At 73.5% G+C, this 14906-nt stretch carries 18 protein-coding genes; 11 read left to right on the top strand and 7 right to left on the bottom strand.

The window, feature by feature from the left end; genetic code table 11:
- Positions 1-82: 82 nt before the first annotated feature.
- The 3 genes from PT931_RS19580 to PT931_RS19570 form a co-directional block, all read right to left on the bottom strand.
- Positions 83-757 carry a response regulator gene (locus tag PT931_RS19580; RefSeq protein WP_456247179.1) on the bottom strand — a complete coding sequence of 225 codons (675 nt, stop codon included), beginning with the start codon at positions 755-757 and terminating at the stop codon, positions 83-85.
- On the bottom strand, positions 754-1983 hold the full coding sequence (locus tag PT931_RS19575; protein WP_456247178.1) for a sensor histidine kinase: 1230 nt from the start codon (positions 1981-1983) through the stop codon (positions 754-756). The genes PT931_RS19580 and PT931_RS19575 overlap by 4 nt, the downstream gene beginning before the upstream one ends.
- Before the next feature lie 165 nt (positions 1984-2148).
- On the bottom strand, positions 2149-3105 hold the full coding sequence (locus PT931_RS19570; protein WP_456247177.1) for an ArsR/SmtB family transcription factor: 957 nt from the start codon (positions 3103-3105) through the stop codon (positions 2149-2151).
- 222 nt (positions 3106-3327) lie between these two features.
- Between PT931_RS19570 and PT931_RS19565 the strand changes: the two genes are divergently transcribed.
- The gene (locus PT931_RS19565; RefSeq protein WP_456247176.1) at positions 3328-4284 is read left to right on the top strand and encodes an SMP-30/gluconolactonase/LRE family protein; all 957 of its coding nucleotides are present in this window, start codon (positions 3328-3330) and stop codon (positions 4282-4284) included.
- A 159-nt stretch (positions 4285-4443) separates the two neighbouring features.
- Here the strand turns inward: PT931_RS19565 and PT931_RS19560 are convergent, their stop codons facing one another.
- Entirely contained in the window at positions 4444-5271 is an 828-nt protein-coding gene (locus tag PT931_RS19560) for an SDR family oxidoreductase (protein ID WP_456247175.1), read from the bottom strand.
- Between the two features lie 112 nt (positions 5272-5383).
- Here PT931_RS19560 and PT931_RS19555 point away from each other — a divergent pair, with 112 nt between their 5' ends.
- The 3 genes from PT931_RS19555 (at position 5384) to PT931_RS19545 (ending at position 7362) form a co-directional block, all read left to right on the top strand.
- Complete coding sequence (locus tag PT931_RS19555) at positions 5384-5992, top strand: TetR/AcrR family transcriptional regulator (protein WP_456247174.1); 609 nt, start codon at positions 5384-5386, stop codon at positions 5990-5992.
- 761 nt (positions 5993-6753) lie between these two features.
- Entirely contained in the window at positions 6754-6954 is a 201-nt protein-coding gene (locus tag PT931_RS19550) for a hypothetical protein (RefSeq protein ID WP_456247173.1), read from the top strand.
- Positions 6955-6987: 33 nt separating this feature from the next.
- A complete protein-coding gene (locus tag PT931_RS19545) occupies positions 6988-7362 on the top strand; it encodes a YchJ family protein (RefSeq protein ID WP_456247172.1) in 375 nt (124 codons plus the stop codon).
- Positions 7363-7387: 25 nt separating this feature from the next.
- Here PT931_RS19545 and PT931_RS19540 read toward each other — a convergent pair whose 3' ends face one another.
- Together PT931_RS19540 and PT931_RS19535 are read right to left on the bottom strand one after the other, a co-directional pair.
- Positions 7388-7792 carry a RidA family protein gene (locus PT931_RS19540; RefSeq protein WP_456247171.1) on the bottom strand — a complete coding sequence of 135 codons (405 nt, stop codon included), beginning with the start codon at positions 7790-7792 and terminating at the stop codon, positions 7388-7390.
- 76 nt (positions 7793-7868) lie between these two features.
- A complete protein-coding gene (locus tag PT931_RS19535; RefSeq protein WP_456247170.1) occupies positions 7869-8675 on the bottom strand; it encodes an NAD(P)-dependent oxidoreductase in 807 nt (268 codons plus the stop codon).
- Between the two features lie 79 nt (positions 8676-8754).
- Here PT931_RS19535 and PT931_RS19530 point away from each other — a divergent pair, with 79 nt between their 5' ends.
- The gene (locus tag PT931_RS19530; protein WP_456247169.1) at positions 8755-9648 is read left to right on the top strand and encodes a LysR family transcriptional regulator; all 894 of its coding nucleotides are present in this window, start codon (positions 8755-8757) and stop codon (positions 9646-9648) included.
- Positions 9649-9918: 270 nt separating this feature from the next.
- On the top strand, positions 9919-10365 hold the full coding sequence (locus PT931_RS19525) for a nuclear transport factor 2 family protein (RefSeq protein ID WP_456247168.1): 447 nt from the start codon (positions 9919-9921) through the stop codon (positions 10363-10365).
- A 24-nt stretch (positions 10366-10389) separates the two neighbouring features.
- On the opposite strand, the gene PT931_RS19520 is transcribed toward PT931_RS19525, so the two are convergent.
- Positions 10390-11337 carry a LysR family transcriptional regulator gene (locus PT931_RS19520; RefSeq protein WP_456247167.1) on the bottom strand — a complete coding sequence of 316 codons (948 nt, stop codon included), beginning with the start codon at positions 11335-11337 and terminating at the stop codon, positions 10390-10392.
- A gap of 70 nt (positions 11338-11407) precedes the next feature.
- Between PT931_RS19520 and PT931_RS19515 the strand changes: the two genes are divergently transcribed.
- The 5 genes from PT931_RS19515 to PT931_RS19495 all read left to right on the top strand — a co-directional run bounded on the left by PT931_RS19515 (position 11408) and on the right by PT931_RS19495 (position 14867).
- Positions 11408-12373, top strand: a complete 966-nt coding sequence (locus PT931_RS19515) for an NAD-dependent epimerase/dehydratase family protein (protein WP_456247166.1) — start codon at positions 11408-11410, stop codon at positions 12371-12373.
- Between the two features lie 143 nt (positions 12374-12516).
- Positions 12517-12966, top strand: a complete 450-nt coding sequence (locus PT931_RS19510) for a MarR family transcriptional regulator (RefSeq protein WP_456247165.1) — start codon at positions 12517-12519, stop codon at positions 12964-12966.
- A gap of 147 nt (positions 12967-13113) precedes the next feature.
- Positions 13114-13434, top strand: coding sequence for a hypothetical protein (locus PT931_RS19505; RefSeq protein ID WP_456247164.1), 321 nt, complete (start codon positions 13114-13116; stop codon positions 13432-13434).
- An 88-nt stretch (positions 13435-13522) separates the two neighbouring features.
- Entirely contained in the window at positions 13523-14368 is an 846-nt protein-coding gene (locus PT931_RS19500; RefSeq protein WP_456247163.1) for a DUF4253 domain-containing protein, read from the top strand.
- An 85-nt stretch (positions 14369-14453) separates the two neighbouring features.
- The gene (locus PT931_RS19495; RefSeq protein WP_456247162.1) at positions 14454-14867 is read left to right on the top strand and encodes a hypothetical protein; all 414 of its coding nucleotides are present in this window, start codon (positions 14454-14456) and stop codon (positions 14865-14867) included.
- Positions 14868-14906 lie beyond the last annotated feature (39 nt).

Below are 14906 nucleotides of genomic sequence, written 5' to 3'. Positions count from 1 at the left end.
CGGGGTCGGCAGGGTCGGGGCGGCTCCGGGTGCCACCGGGGGAGCGGTGACAGGCCCGGGGCCCGGTCCGGGGGCCGTGCGGCTACCGCGGTTCGCGCGGGGTGACCAGGCGGGACTCGTAGGCGAACACCACCACCTGGGCGCGGCTGCCCAGGCCCAGCTTCGCCATGATCCGGCTGACGTGCGTCTTCACCGTCGCCTCGCTGAGCACCAGCCCGGCGGCGATGGCCCCGTTCGACAGCCCCCGCGCGACCAGGCGCAGCACCTCGTTCTCCCGGGCGGTCAGTCCGGCGGTGGCGGCCGGGGCCGGCGACCGGCGCGCGTACGTCTCGATCAGCCGGCGGGTCACGGCCGGCGCGAGGAGCACGTCCTCCGCGGAGACCGTGGCGATGGCCGCGATCAGGCGCTCCGGCGGGGTGTCCTTGAGCAGGAACCCGCACGCGCCGGCCTGCAACGCGGTGTACACGTACTCGTCGAGGTCGAGGGTCGTCAGGATCAGCACCCGGGGCTTGGGGCGGACCGGGGCGGCCAGGATGTGCTCCGTGGCGGTCACGCCGCTCATCCCGGGCATCCGGATGTCCATCAGCACCACGTCGGGGCGGGTCCGGGCGGCCAGCGCCACCGCCTCCACCCCGTCGGACGCCTCCGCCACCACGTCCAGGCCGGGGGCCGCGCGGATCAGGGACGCCAGGCCGGCGCGGATCAGGGGCTGGTCGTCCACGACGAGTACCCGGATGACGTTCCTGGGGTCTGTCATCCCAGCCTGGCCAGCGGCAGGGTCAGGGTGACCGCGAAGCCGCCCTCGGGGCGCGGGCCGGCGACGAGGGTGCCGCCGTAGAGGACGGCCCGTTCGCGCATGCCCACCAGGCCATGGCCTGTTCCGTCCGGCCCCGGAACGCCAGGCCCGGCAGCGCCCGGCTTGGTGCCGCCCGCCCCGGCTGTGCCCGACCCGGCCGCGTTCGCCCCGTCGTCCGTGACGGAGACCGTGAGCAGCTCCGGCTGGTACGCCAGCTCCACCACCGCCGTCGCCGGCATCGCGTGCCGGAGCGCGTTGGTCAGGCACTCCTGCACGATCCGGTACACGCACTGGTCGATGCCCGGGGCCAGCGCGCGCGGCTCGCCGGTCACCCGCAGCTCCACGGGCATGCCGGCCTCCCGGAGCCGTTCGGCCAGCTCACCGAGCCGGGCGACCCCGGGCGCCGGATCGTAGGAGTCGGAGTCCGGCTCGACCCGCAGCAGGGCGAGGAGCCGGCGCATCTCGTCGAGTACCTCCGCGCTGGTGTCCCGGATCGTGCCCAGCGCGCGCCGGGCGGTGTCGGGATCGGTGTCGAACACGTACCGGGCCAGCCCCGAGTGCACGGAGATGACGGAGATGTGGTGGGCGACGACGTCGTGCAGTTCCCGGGCGATCCGGACCCGCTCGTCGAACACCGCCCGCCGGGCCCGGTCCTCCTGCTCCACCCGGAGCCGTTCGGCCAGGTCGGCGAGCTGCTGGTTGCGCAGCGACGTCTGCCGGCTGGCGTCCCCGAACCGCCAGATCAGGCACGGCAGGGCCACGGCCTGCGCGAACACGGTCACCATCGAACCGCCCTCGGTGAGCGCCCCCGCGAACACCCACACCCCGGCGGTGGCGGCCATCCACGGGGCCACCACCCGGGCCGGGCGGAGCGAGGCGAGGGTGTACAACGCGAACAGCGCCGGGTACGTGCCCACCACCGGCCAGTAGTTCAGTGCGATGTAGACCGTCCACAGCCCCAGGCACGCGGCCAGCACAGCGACGGGCGCACGCCGGCGCGCCACGAGCGGCAGGCTCATCGCGATGACCAGGACGTCGCCCAGCCCGTCGATGTCGCCCCAGGAACCCGGGGCGTGCTCGTGGCTCAGCGGCACACTGACAGCGGTGACCAGCCCCGTGTACAGCACGTCCACCGCGAGCGGGTTCTCCGAGGCCAGCCGCCTGACCCGGGGCAGTATCGGCGACATTGACGCAACATAGTTGACCTGGCAACCGCTGTCGTCCCCTGGCGGTAGCACGGGCCGTACCGCAGAAGGTGTACGGACCGGCCCCACTACCGCACGAGTTGCACCCGTCCAGCGCGCGGGTCGGTCAGCGAGCGGTGCGGGTCACCGCGCGACTCGTCGGTCCGGTCAGCGCGCGGTGTCGCGGACCAGTTCCTCGCCCAGCGGGGTCAGCGCGTGCAGCACCGCCCCGCCCAGCCGGGTCGTCGTGATCAGCCCCGCCTCGCGCAGCACCGTCGCGTGCTGGCTCGCCGAGGCCACCGACGTGCCCACCCGCTGGGCGATCTGCGTCGTGGACCCCGCGTTCAGCAGGGTCACCAGGACGGCGGCCCGGGTCCGGCCGAGCAGGGACACGAGCCGGTCGCCGGGTACCGCGGGGGAGGGGTCGTGCGGGATCGGGTACGCCAGCACGGCCGGCCCGGTCGGCGGCTCCGCGTAGGTGGACACCCCGCCGAAGAACAGCGGCACGAGGGTCAGGCCCCGCCCGCCCAGGTGGAACTCCATGCTCTGCGGCGGGGCGGCCGGGCAGCGGATCGTCAGGGTCGGCGCGGTCCACCGGATGTCCGGGTGCAGGGTGTCGAGGAGCCGGTCGAGGCCGCCGTCGAGGAGCACCTGGCCGCGCACCGCCCGGTCCGCCGTCACCCGGGCCGCGACGGTGCTCCACTGTGGTGCGACCCCCACATCGTGGTACGCCGTCAGCACCGCCCCCAGCTCCCGGCGCGCCGACGTGTCCCCGGCCGCGAGGGCCCGCGCCCAGGGCGTGAGCGGCCGGTCGAGCGCGGCCAGTTCGGCGCGGACCTGGTCGGTCGGGGCCTCGACGACGGTGGCGAGCGCGGACCGGAAGTCGCGGGCACCGACCGGGGAGAGGAAGTCCGGCGAGTAGCCCAGGACGGGCATCAGGTCGAGGACGGGGCGGAGCCGGGGGGACAGCTTCGGGAGCACGGAGCGCCGCCAGCGGCCCGTCCAGCCGCCGCCCCAGGCCCGGTCGAGCATCAGGACGCTGTGCTGCAGCTCCAGCATCACGTCGGGGCCGGTGGCGAGGGTGACCCGGCCCAGGTCGGCGGGCGTGAAGTGGATACGCAGCACCCGTCCAGCATGAGCGGCCCAGGTCACCGTTCCGTCACACCGCCGGGTGCCGGCCCGCCCGGTCGGGCTCCGGGGGCGGCCCGCCGTGGACCAGGGCGACGCGCGGGAACGGCACGGTCCCACCGGTACCCGTCGGATCGTTGTCGTGTCCGGGGTGAGCCCCTTTCAGGCACGGCTGAAAGGCGTGGTGGCCACGGGGTCGACCGCAGCATCCTCGGTGCCATGGACAGACGAACCCTCCTCAGGACCGGCGTGGCCGCCCTCGCCGCCACCGCCGGCGCCACCACCCCCGGCTCCCCGGCCTCGGCCCACCAGGACCCGATCCGCGAGTACGTCGTCACCCGCGAGCCCGGCGCCTCCCCCGAGGGCATCGAGGTCACCCGCGACGGCACGATGTACGTGACCAGCGTCGCGACCGGCGCCGTCTACCGGGGCCACGTGTGCGACCGCGCCCTGCGCCCGTTCCTCGCCCCCGGTGTCGACGGCCGGACCTCCGCGACCGGCGTCAAGCTGGACCGGCGCGGCCGGCTGTTCGTCGCGGGCGCGGCCACCGGCACCCTCTTCGTGTACGACCGCTCCGGCCGCCCGCTGGCCCGGCGCACCGTGGACGCGTCCGCCTCGTTCCTCAACGACATGGCCTTCACCGCCGACGCCGTCCATGTCACGGACTCCGTCAACCAGACCGTCTGGCGGGCCTCCCTCACCGGCGACCGGGTCGGGCCCCTCACCCCGTGGCTGACGATCGACGCGTTCGACCCGGTGCCCTCGTTCCTCAACGGCATCGTGACCAGTGCCGACGGCCGGGTACTCCTCGTCGCCGAGCAGGGCGTGGACGTCACCTACCGGATCGACCTCGCGACCCGGGCCGTCAGCGCGCTCCGGATCGCCGACGGCCAGGCGTTCTCCGGCGACGGCCTCGTCCTGGAGGGCCGCCGGCTCTACGGCGTCTGGAACAGGCTGAACGCGGCCGGCGAGTGGGAGTTCCTCACCCGGCTGGTCGAGCTGAACCGGGACCACACGGCCGCGCGGGTCCTCGGCGACTCGAACGCCGTGGCCGGGACCGTCGGGCCGACGACGCTCGCCCGGGACCGGGGCCGGCTGCTCTGGGTGAACAGCCAGCTCCCGTCGGGCGCCGGCACCCCGCCGTACCTGGTCACCGAGGTGCCGGGCCTGCGCTGACCGCAGCGGGCCGCTCCTCGCCCGGGGGAGGAGCGGCCCCACCCGGACCGGCCGGGGCGAGCCGGGCCCAGGGCCCAGGTCCTGCTCCATCCAGGCTTGCCGGTTTCGGCGGGGAGGCCCCACGCGGGCCACCGGACCGGGGGAGCCTCCGGCGTCGACTCAGCGGAACTCCCCGGCCCACCGCCCCGCCCACTCCGCGTACGACCGCCCGGCCCGTCCCAGGATCCGCTGCACGGCCGGCTCGATCTCCGCGGTCGTCCCGACGGTCGACGCCAGCAGCTCCACCAGCACCTCGGAGATCTCCGGCGGCATGAACCGCTCCATCTCCCGCCGGGCCGCCTCCCGGGTCAGCTCCTCGAACCGCAGCTCCCGGCCGAGCACCTCACCGAGGATCCGGACCCGCTCCACCTGGGTGTGCGAGGCGGGCCCCGTCAACGTGTACGCCTGCCCCTCGTGCCCGTCGTCCAGCAGCGCGCGCACCGCCACCTCGGCGATGTCCCGCTCGTCGATGGGCGCGCTGGCCGAGTCCCCGTACGCCGCGCGGACCACGCCGTCGGCCTTGATCGAGTGCGCCCACCCGAGGTCGTTGACCATGAACGCGCCGGGCCGCAGGAACGTCCACGGCAGCCCGGAGTCGAGCACCGCCTGCTCGGACTCGGCGTGCCAGCGGGCGATCTCGTTGCCGACCCCGAAGTTCACGGCCATCGAGGACAGCAGCACGATCCGGCCGACCCCGACCTCGCGGGCCCCGGCGAGGAAGTCGCCGAGGGAGTCGTGCACGGGGAACAGGTAGGCCCGGTCGACGCCGTTCAGGGCGGCGGGCAGGGTCTCGGGCCGGCGCAGGTCCCCTTCGAGGACCTCGACGCCGTCGGGCAGGCCGGCGGTGGCCGGGTCGCGGCTGATCGCACGGACCTTCTCGCCGGCCTCCAGGAGCAGGGTGACGACGTGCCGGCCGACGTTCCCGGTGGCTCCGGTTACCAGAATCATGACGATCGCACCTTTCGCAGGGGTCTCCCGGCGATGTTAACCAGTTGGGGAATTAACGTCAATGCACCAACTGGGGAATTGAGCTCATCCGCAGGTGAAGTAGCCTGAGCCGATGGAGGCACCCACCGGCAGCCGGCGCACCCCGGCCCCCGAGGAACGGCAGCGCGACGCCGAACGCTCGCGCCGCCAGCTGCTCACCGCGGCCCTGGAGGTGTTCGCCGCCAAGGGGTACGCGGGCGCGCGCGTCCAGGACATCGCCGACCGGGCCGGGGTCAACAAACGCCTGATCAACTACTACTTCGGCGGCAAGGAGGGCCTCTACCGCGCGCTGCAGAGCGAGTGGCAGCGCAGGGAGGCCGAGTTCGCGACGCCGGACCTGTCGATCCCGGAACTCACCGCCCGCTACCTGCACGAGGTGCTGGCCAACCCGGCGTCCATCCGGCTCGTCCTGTGGCACGGGCTCGCCGCCGACGGGGAGACCCCGCCCGAGCCGCCCGAGGACCTCTCCGACCTGTACCGCCGCCGCGAGACCGGCGAGCTGGCCGCCGACATCGACCCGGCGTCCTTCATGCTCGCCATGATGGGCATGGTGATGGCCCCGATCACCCTCCCGCACATCGTCCGCCAGCTCTTCGGCGTCGAACCGGGCTCCCCGGAATTCGAGTCCCGCTACGGCGACCAGCTCCGCCTGATCACCCAGAAACTCTCCGAACCCCGCTAACCCCTCCGACGGGTACCAGGTCAGCCGGCCAGCGCGCGGCTCCCGGACGGGGCGTCGTGAGCTGGACCGCGCCCAGATCGGCCTTGGTCGAATCGGGGGCGAGCCACTTGCTACCCGGGAAGGGGGCCCTGGCCGCCCAGTACCCCTCGAATGGTCTGTGTCGGGTCTCGTCTGTGACGCCGCCGGTTCGCGGGGAGGCCGCCGAAGTTGTCGGGACAGGCATGATCGGCGGCGCGGGGAGAGACACGGCCAGGTTGTTCGGAACTGTCAGTGGGCGAACACGACTCGTTACCTGATGTCCCATGAGGAGCGTGGTTCTAGCGTGACCGGGTAGTCACCGCCCGCTCAGGCGGCACCCTTCCCATGCCCCGTACAGGGAGACACTCGTGACCAGCCCGGACACCCAGCCGACCCGCCCCGCCGATCCCGGCCCCGACTTTGTCTTTCCTGAGCTGGACCCGACCCCGACAGGTGAGGTCTATCGAGTCGGCGAGGGACCTTCGGCCGGCGACGCCCCCGAGGCGGTGGAACCCGGACCCGCGGGACAGGGATCGCAGCGGAAGCTGTGGATAGTCCTCGGCGCCGTGTTGGCCGTGTTCCTCCTCAGTGTGGGCGCGGCGATCTGGAGCGGGGGCACGTCCACCTCGGGGTCCGCCACCACGGCGTCAGAGTCACCGTTTCTGGCTGCCCGACGCACCTGCGCGCCTTCCTCTCCGCACGCGAGGACGGGGGACGGGGGACGATCACTCACCATCCAGAGCGTGGGCAAGAAGTCGGCCGGCCTCACGCTCACGGAACTCGCTTGCTTCCTCGTGGCGTTGAAGACGCCCGATTCGGTGATCGCGGAGATGAACTCGACCCGGGCACTCGACGGCCGCCAGACCGGTGACTGGGACAACATCCACGCCTCGTGGACCTACCACCCCGACGACGGGCTCGAGGTGATCATGCGACTGGTGTGACAGCGCGAGTTGGGTGGTCGGCAGAATGAGGGGATGGCAACTGACTTCTGTCCCTGCGGGCTCGGCGAGCCCTACCCCGCCTGCTGCGGCCGGTTCCACGCCGGGCAGAGCGCGCCGACCGCCGAGACCCTGATGCGGTCCCGGTTCAGCGCGTTCGCGGTCGGGGACACCGCCTACCTGCTGCGGTCGTGGCACCCGAGCACCCGGCCGGCGGAGCTGGACCTCGACACGGACCTGCGATGGGTACGCCTCGAGGTGCTCGCGAAGGCCGGTGGCGGACTGTTCGACACCGAGGGCACGGTCGAGTTCCGCGCGCACTACCGGGAGGGCGGCCGGCCCGGCGCGATGCACGAGCACAGCCGCTTCCTCCGCGACAACGGCGACTGGGTCTACGTCGGCCCGATCTAGGCGCACGTCGGCCAACCGGCCGGATCTAGCCCGGGACCACGGCCGTGACCTCCACCTCCAGCAGCGCGTCCGGGTGGAACAACCGCCCCACCTCCACCGTGGTACTCGTCGGCGGCGTGCCCGGGAACAGCCGCCGGCGGACCGCCCCGTAGCCGGGCAGGTCGTCGAGCGAGGTCATGAACGTGCGGATGTGCGCGACGTCCGCGAGGCTCGCGCCGTGCGCGGCGAGGATCTCCCCGATCAGCTCGAAGATCCGTTCGGACTGCGCGGTGATGTCGCCGGGGCCGACCACGTCACCGGCGTCGTCGGCGGCGATCTGGCCGGAGGTGATGAGCAGCGCGCCGGGGCCGGGGTCGATCCGGGCGACGTGGGCGAAGCGGTCGCCGTAGGGCGCGGAGACGCCGGCAGGGTTGTCGAGGGTCAGTCGCACGGGTTTCTCCTTCGGAACTCAGATGTGCCCTCGGGCAGGCGGCCCTGGGCGGCACCACGGACGGCCGTGGCGGGGGTCAGACGAGGGTGGCCAGGTCGGCGGACGGGTCCGGGGCCGCGTGCAGGGTGGCCGCCGCAGCCCGGGCCACCGGGGCCGGGGTGGCGCCGAGGGCGTCGAGGGCGAGGTCGATGTCCTTGGCGGCCAGGGCGACCGCGAACGAGGCCCCACCCGCCGTGCCGCGCGCGATCGCCGCACCCAGCGGACTCGCGGCCAGCACCTCCAGCGCCGCGTCCCGGTCGACCCCGACCGCCCCGGCCACGGCGAGGGTGTCGGCGAGCGCGGCCAGCCCGGTGACCAGCGCGGTGTTCAGTACGAGCTTGAGCGCCGCCCCGCTGCCGGTGGGCCCGCAGCGCCGGACGGTGCCCAGTACCCCCAGGACCGGGCTGACCCGGTCGACCGCCGCGTCGGGCCCGCCGACCAGGACCCGCAGCTCACCGGCCTCGGTGGCCCCGACGCTGCCGCCGACGGGCGCGTCGACCAGGTCGATCCCGGCGGGCAGGCGCCGGGCCAGGTCGCGGACCGCGTCCGGGCCGATCGTGGACATGTCCACCAGGGGGGTACCGGCCGGCAGCGCCCCCACCGCGCCCTCCGCCCCGAACAGCACCGCGTCGACGGCCGCCGCGTCGGTGAGCATCGTGATCACGAGCTCCGCGTCCCGGACGGCTCCGGCGGGGGTGGCGGCCGGGCGCGCGCCGAGGGCGACGAGGTCGGCGGTGCGGGCGGCGGTGCGGTTCCAGACGGTGACCTGGTGGCCGGCGGCGAGCAGGCGGCGGGCGATCGGCGCGCCCATGTGTCCGGTGCCGAGGACGGCGATGACTGTCATGATCACCACGCTAGGCGCGGATCTGCCATGCGACCAACGACTCTTCGGCATCCCCGCCATGTTGTCCTAGCATGGGTACGTGCAGCTCCAGTCGCTCGAGGTCCTCCGCGCCGTCGCCGCGTCCGGCTCGATCACGGCCGCCGCCCGGGCCCTGCGGTTCACCCAGTCGGCCGTGTCCCGGCAGATCGCGGCGCTGGAGGCCGACACCGGCGCGACCCTGTTCGACCGGCTGCCCCGGGGCGTCGCGCTCACGGACGAGGGCCGCTGCCTGCTCGCCCACGCCGAGGCCGTGCTCGACCGGCTGGCCGCCGCCCGCCGGGACCTGGCCGCGCTCCGTGACGGGACGGGCGGCCGGCTCCGGGTCGGCGCTTTCCCCACGGCCGTCGCGGCCCTGGTGCCCCGCGCGCTGGCCACGTTCCGTGCCGCGCACCCCGACGTCGCGTCCTCCCTGGTGGAGGGCCTGACGCCCGGCCTGCTGGAGCGCCTGGAGTCCGGCGACGCGGACGTGGCCGTGGTCAGCGCGGCCCCCGACCAGCCCCTCGACACGGACCGGTACGACCTGCGCCACCTGCTCGACGAGCACCTGCTGGTGGCCGTGCCGCGCACCCACCGGCTGGCCCGCCGCCGCACGGTCCGGTATGCGGAACTGGCCTCCGAGGCCTTCATCGCCGGCTCCGCGACCGCCGAGAACACCCTGCTCCGGGCCAGCCTGCCGCACGGGTTCGAACCCCGGGTGGACATCGTGGCCGCCGAGTGGACGGGCAAGCTGGGCTGCGTGGCCGCCGGGCTCGGGGTGGCGCTGATCCCGGCGCTCGCCGTCCGGGCCACGCCGCCCGACATCGCGCTCCTCCGGCTGCACCGGGACGACACCTCGGTCCGCCGGGTCTTCGCGGCCACCCTCGCCGGGCGCACCCGACCGACCGCGGTCACCCGCTTCGTGGACCTGCTCGCCGAGGTCGCGACGACCCTGTGAACGTGCCACCGCGCCCGGCCAGGGGCGGGGCACAGGCTCGGTCGGCGCGGTTTCCGCCGTGTCCGGCCTGGGCGCAGGCTTGCCGCCGGCAACGATGTCGCCCGGCAAGGGACGGATCCCGTCGTGACGGGCTCCGTGCGGGACGCGCAGTCCTCGGACGCCGTTGCGCGCCGCGTCGTGCCCGAGTTCCGTGCTGGCCCGGCTGAGGGCCGGTTCCCGTCCTGTCGGGCGCGCACCGGTCAGGCGGTCACCTCAGTTTCCCGGTGACTGGTGGCCTCCCCACGCGGAACCCGGTCAGGGCGCGCGGGAATCCGTACCCGTCGGAGGGTTGCGGTTTCCGAGCAGGGTCGCCGTCGCCTCGTCGGCCGGCAGGAACGCCTGTCCGAGGAGATCACCGCCGACGTCATCCGCCGCTACAACGACGTGTTCCAGAAGGGCGACGTCGACGCGCTCGACGACCTGATCGGCGAGGGCTGCGTCATCGAGAACACCGACGGCCAGCGCGTCGAGGGCCGCGCCGCCGCCATCGCGTGGTGGCGGGCCATCGCCGAGAACCGGGCCGCGCACTTCGACCTGGAGGACGTGCACATCGCGGGCGACCGGGCCGTGATCCGCTGGCGGTACGTGTACGACGGCGGCTCCACCCGCGGCGTCAACCTGATGCTGGTCCGCGACGGCCGGATCGTGGAAGGCCTCGGCTACGCCAAGACCACCTGAGCGGGGTACCGGGGCCGCGTGGGCTCAGCCGACGCCGGCCGCCGACGCGCGCAACGCCTCGACCAGCGCCTCCGCCAACGGATGGCCGGCCTTCCGCCGCGCCGTCACCACCCCGACGTACCGCACCGGCCGGGGCTGCTCCACCGCGACCGCCACCAGGTCCCCGACCAGGTCCCCGGCTCCGGCCCGCCCCGGGGCCCCGGGCCGCGCGCCCGCCACCAGCCCGATCTCCGGAATCAACGCCACCCCGACCCCCGCCGCCACCAACGCCTGCGCGAAGAAGTAGTCGGTCGTACCCGCCAGGATCCGGGGCTCGAACCCGGCCAGCCCCGCGTACTGCTCCACCACCGCCCTCGTCTTCGAGCACCCCAGCACCCAGGCCTCCCCGGCCAGCTCGGTCAGATGCACCGACCCGCGCCCGGCGAGCCGATGCCCGGCGGGGAGGACGATCCACATCGGATCCTCGAGTACCGGGGTCCACGCCAACCCCGACCGGTCCCCGAGCCGCACGGGCGGCGGCCCCCCGAAGTGGTACGCCAGAGCCAGGTCCGCCCGCCCCTCCCGCACCCACGGCACCGCGACCTCGGGCTCCCCCTCCAACACGGTCAGCTCCACCTCGGGATACGCCGCCACGAACTGCCCCAACGCGGCCGGCAGCAGCCTCCGCCCGCCGCTGGTGAACGTCGCCACGGTCAGCGCGGCGCGCCCCGAACCGAGCCGGTCGATCTGCTCCTGCGCGTGCCGCAGCTCGGCGGACACCGCGTCGGCGGCCTCGACGAGCAGCACCCCGGCCCCGGTGAGCACCACGCCCCGGGTACTGCGTTCCACCACCGGCGTACCGAGCGTGCGTTCCAGGGCGGCGATCTGCTGGGAGACGGCGGACGGCGTGCACAGCAGCGCGGCGGCGGCCCGACTGAAGCTGCCGTGCTGGGCGACCTCGCGGAGTACCCGGAGCCGCTGGACGTCGATCATCAGTACCCCTAACAGCGCCTTAAGCTTTTCATTACTTCTGCTAATGATCATAATCCGGCAGGCTCGGGGCATGACACCACTCCGGGTCGCCGTGATCGGCGGCAGCCGCTACTTCGGCCGGCTCCTCGTCGACCGGCTCCGCACGTCCGGCGCGCAGGTCACGCTCGTCAACCGGGGCTCCACCCCGCCACCGCCGGGCGTCGACCACGTCCGCGCCGACCGCGACGACGAGCAGGCGCTCCGCGCGGCCCTGGCCGACCGGACCTTCGACGTCGTCCTCGACCAGGTCTGCTCCACCCCGACCCAGGCCGCCGTCGCGCGCCGGGTCCTCACCGGCCGCACGGCCCGCTACGTGATGACCTCCACCATCGAGGTGTACGCCCAGCCCACAGCCCCCGAGGCCGCCCCCGGGTCGCCGCACACGACCAGGCCGCCCGCCCTCCGTGAGCCCGGCAACGCCACGTCCCTGGAAACGGGCGTGCCCGTGCCCCTCCCCGAGGCCGCCTTCGACCCCACCACCTGGCCGGTCGATTTCACCCTGCCCTGGCGCGACCCGACCTTCCGCGACGCCCACTACGCCGAGGGCAAACGCCAGGCCGAGGCGGTGTTCGCCACGGACCCGCCGTTCCCCTTCGTGGCCGTCCGCTCCGCCCACGTCCTCGGCGGCGCCGACTTCACCGGCCGCCTGGCGCACTACGTCGACCGCGCCCGGACCGGTACCCCGATCCTCATCCACCGCGACCCGCGACCGTCCTCGTTCACCCACCCGGACGAGATCGCCGACTTCCTGCACTTCACGGCCCTCGCGGACTTCACGGGCCCCGTCAACGCCCGTTCCCACGGCGAACTCACCGTCACCGACCTGTGCGCCCACCTCACCCCCGCCCCGGTGTACCGCGAGGTGTCCCCGGGCGAGGAGGCGTCCCCCTACTCGTTCGCGCACTACTACGGCATGTCCAACGCCCGCGCCGAGTCCCTGGGCTACCACTTCTCCCACACCGCCGACTGGCTCCCGACCATCCTCAAGGAGACCTGACCCCGGGCGCCCCGTTGTCTTGCCCTGCGGCCCCGACCTCGGATCCGATCCCGAGCGGCCCTGACCCCAGGCCCGTGTCTGTGACCTTCCTCGCGGCCCACCACGCTTGATCTCAACCGAGGTTGAACTCCTACGTTGGCGGCATGGAAAACTACCCACAAGAGACACTGGCCACCCAGCCCATCGGGTACTGGAGCACCGAGACCTCCCGCCTCGTCCTCGCCCGGATCCGCGCCGAACTCGCCCTCGACGACCTCACCCAGCCCCACTGGTGGACCCTCAACCACGTCGCCGGCACCCCCGGCACCTGGACCCGGGCGGCCCTCATCGAGCGCCTGGCCCCGTTCGACAACCTCGGCGTCGACTTCGAGAAGATGCACGACGACCTCCTCGCCCGGGGCCTGCTCCGCGAGGACGCCGGCACCCTGCACACCACGGAAGCCGGCGAGGCCACCCGGCTGCGCGCCAAGGACCGGCTCGACGCCGCCCACGAACAGATCCACGCCGGCATCGACCCGGCCGACTACGTCGCGGCCCTCAACGTCCTCCGCCGCATGATCGCCAACCTCGACGGCAACCCGGACCTGCCCTAGCCCGCCCGGGGCCGGTCCCGAACCGGCAACAGGGACTCCCGTACCCGTCGGATGCGGTGAATCCCTTGGCTTCTGGCGCCCGTGACCTGGCATGATCTGGCTTTCCGGCGGACGGTTGCGCCCGTCGAAAGGAACAGGAGCGCGGCCGTGGACGTGTGGCAGGGGACCGGTTGGCTCGACTGGTGGGCCAACCCGTCCACCTGCCTCGGCTCGGCGGAAGTGACCCTCGAGGCCCGGTTGGACCTCCCCGAGCTGACGGCGACAGCCCGGCTGGTCCACGCGGCGGACCCGGACGAGCTCGAAGGGTTCCTGTTCCTCTGCGAGCTGGATCCCGTCTTCGAGCTGAGATTGAGCGACGAGAGTACGTGGACCGTCGTCGTGCGTTCGACGGAGCGACCCGCCGAATTCACCCTGACCAGGTACAACAGTCCTGTCGACGAGGAGATCCAGGCGACCCTGGAGCTGTGAGTCGAAGGACCCGGGCATCGACGCGCGGGTGCCCGTACCCGTCGAAGTGGGGTGAGTCTTGTCGGTGGGGGCCGCTATGGTGCCGGGCATGACGGACGGGTATCAGATGTTGACGTCGCTGCGGGCCGATCCCACCGGCGCCCAGCTCGGTGTGTCCCTGCCCCCGGGGCGGCTCGTGGCCCCCGAACCGGGGATGGACGAAGACTGGGAGGGCCCGGCCTACTGGCTGAGCGACGCCGTCCCGGACTCCGACCTGTTCACCCGGCTCCGCGGCTCCGGACTGTGGCCGGTGCTGCTGGGCGGCTACCACGGTGACGAGAACCGGCCCTGGGTCGACGGCGAGATCACGCCCGGCGAGATGTCGGCACCCTCGGTGTTCGACGCGGCGGAACTCCTGGCCGGGTGGTGGTCCGACGCCGCCGCCCCGGGCGAGGAACACGACCACCTCGACCGCGACGACCGCCTGAAGGTCACCGCGCCCTACGGTGCCTCCTGGCCCGGGCTGGCACCGGCCGGCACGCCGTCGGCCGCCCCGGACACCGCCGCCGACGAGCTCGCCCGATTCGTGATCGCGGACCCCGACACCTTCGGCCTCAACGGGGTCCGCCTCGGCCTGGTGCCCGCCACCCGGAGCGCCGACACGATCGCCGCGCTCGGCTGGACCGGCCCGGTGAACCACGAGAACGACACCGCGAGGCACGCCGCCGTGCTGCGCGACTGGGAGGACCGGTTCGGCGCGCGCGTCGTGGCCGTCGGATTCGCCACCCTGCACCTCAGCGTCGCCGCCCCACCGACCACGCCCGAACACGCGCTGCACGTGGCCGCCGAGCACTTCGCGTTCTGCCCCGACAACGTGTGGCAGAACGCGAAGGACCTGCGGGACTACGCGGGGCGGCTCACGGGTACCGACACTTGGCACTTCTGGTGGGACTGACCAATGCCTGAGCAGCCAAAACCCGGTGACAAGCGGATGGGTGTCCACCTACCGTTGTCCGAAGATGCATGACACGAGGAAAACGATGAACAACGACACGCTGACCATGGCGGAGGAGATCCACACCTGGTTCACCGACGGCCTCCCCTACGACACGATGACCACCCGCTTCCACCACCAGACCGGCGTCCGGGTCCCCCCGGCGGGCTGGGCCGCCTACCGCGAGTCCCATGACCTGCCGCACATCCTGACGAACCTGGTCCCGTGGCAGGTGGAGCCGATCCACCAGTTCCACCTGATCCTCACCCGCCTGCGGGACGAGGAGCGCCGCCGGGCCGGCGAAAAGCTGGACCTGGAAACCCTTTCGCGGGTACGCGACTGGGGCACCCGGCTCCGCGCCCACGGACTGGTCGTGAGCTACGACCCGGCCACCGAACAGGGCTTCAGCCTTGTTCCGGCCCGGCCCGGGGTCGACACGGACCTGGTGCGGGTTCCGTAACACCTGCCGCAGCGGCCGCCTGTCACCGTCCCGCCCGGG

The organism is Longispora urticae, from assembly GCF_053902585.1.
The sequence above is the reverse complement of the archived record's forward strand: the minus strand, read 5'-3'. Positions and strand labels throughout refer to the sequence as shown.

Coding starts and splice junctions, on each gene's coding strand:
- PT931_RS19575 (WP_456247178.1), bottom strand. CDS start 1,983: ATGTCGCCGATACTGCCCCGGGTCAGGCGGCTGGCCTCGGAGAACCCG.
- PT931_RS19545 (WP_456247172.1), top strand. CDS start 6,988: ATGGCAACTGACTTCTGTCCCTGCGGGCTCGGCGAGCCCTACCCCGCC.
- PT931_RS19555 (WP_456247174.1), top strand. CDS start 5,384: ATGGAGGCACCCACCGGCAGCCGGCGCACCCCGGCCCCCGAGGAACGG.
- PT931_RS19510 (WP_456247165.1), top strand. CDS start 12,517: ATGGAAAACTACCCACAAGAGACACTGGCCACCCAGCCCATCGGGTAC.
- PT931_RS19565 (WP_456247176.1), top strand. CDS start 3,328: ATGGACAGACGAACCCTCCTCAGGACCGGCGTGGCCGCCCTCGCCGCC.
- PT931_RS19515 (WP_456247166.1), top strand. CDS start 11,408: ATGACACCACTCCGGGTCGCCGTGATCGGCGGCAGCCGCTACTTCGGC.
- PT931_RS19495 (WP_456247162.1), top strand. CDS start 14,454: ATGAACAACGACACGCTGACCATGGCGGAGGAGATCCACACCTGGTTC.
- PT931_RS19580 (WP_456247179.1), bottom strand. CDS start 757: ATGACAGACCCCAGGAACGTCATCCGGGTACTCGTCGTGGACGACCAG.
- PT931_RS19535 (WP_456247170.1), bottom strand. CDS start 8,675: ATGACAGTCATCGCCGTCCTCGGCACCGGACACATGGGCGCGCCGATC.
- PT931_RS19560 (WP_456247175.1), bottom strand. CDS start 5,271: ATGATTCTGGTAACCGGAGCCACCGGGAACGTCGGCCGGCACGTCGTC.
- PT931_RS19520 (WP_456247167.1), bottom strand. CDS start 11,337: ATGATCGACGTCCAGCGGCTCCGGGTACTCCGCGAGGTCGCCCAGCAC.
- PT931_RS19500 (WP_456247163.1), top strand. CDS start 13,523: ATGACGGACGGGTATCAGATGTTGACGTCGCTGCGGGCCGATCCCACC.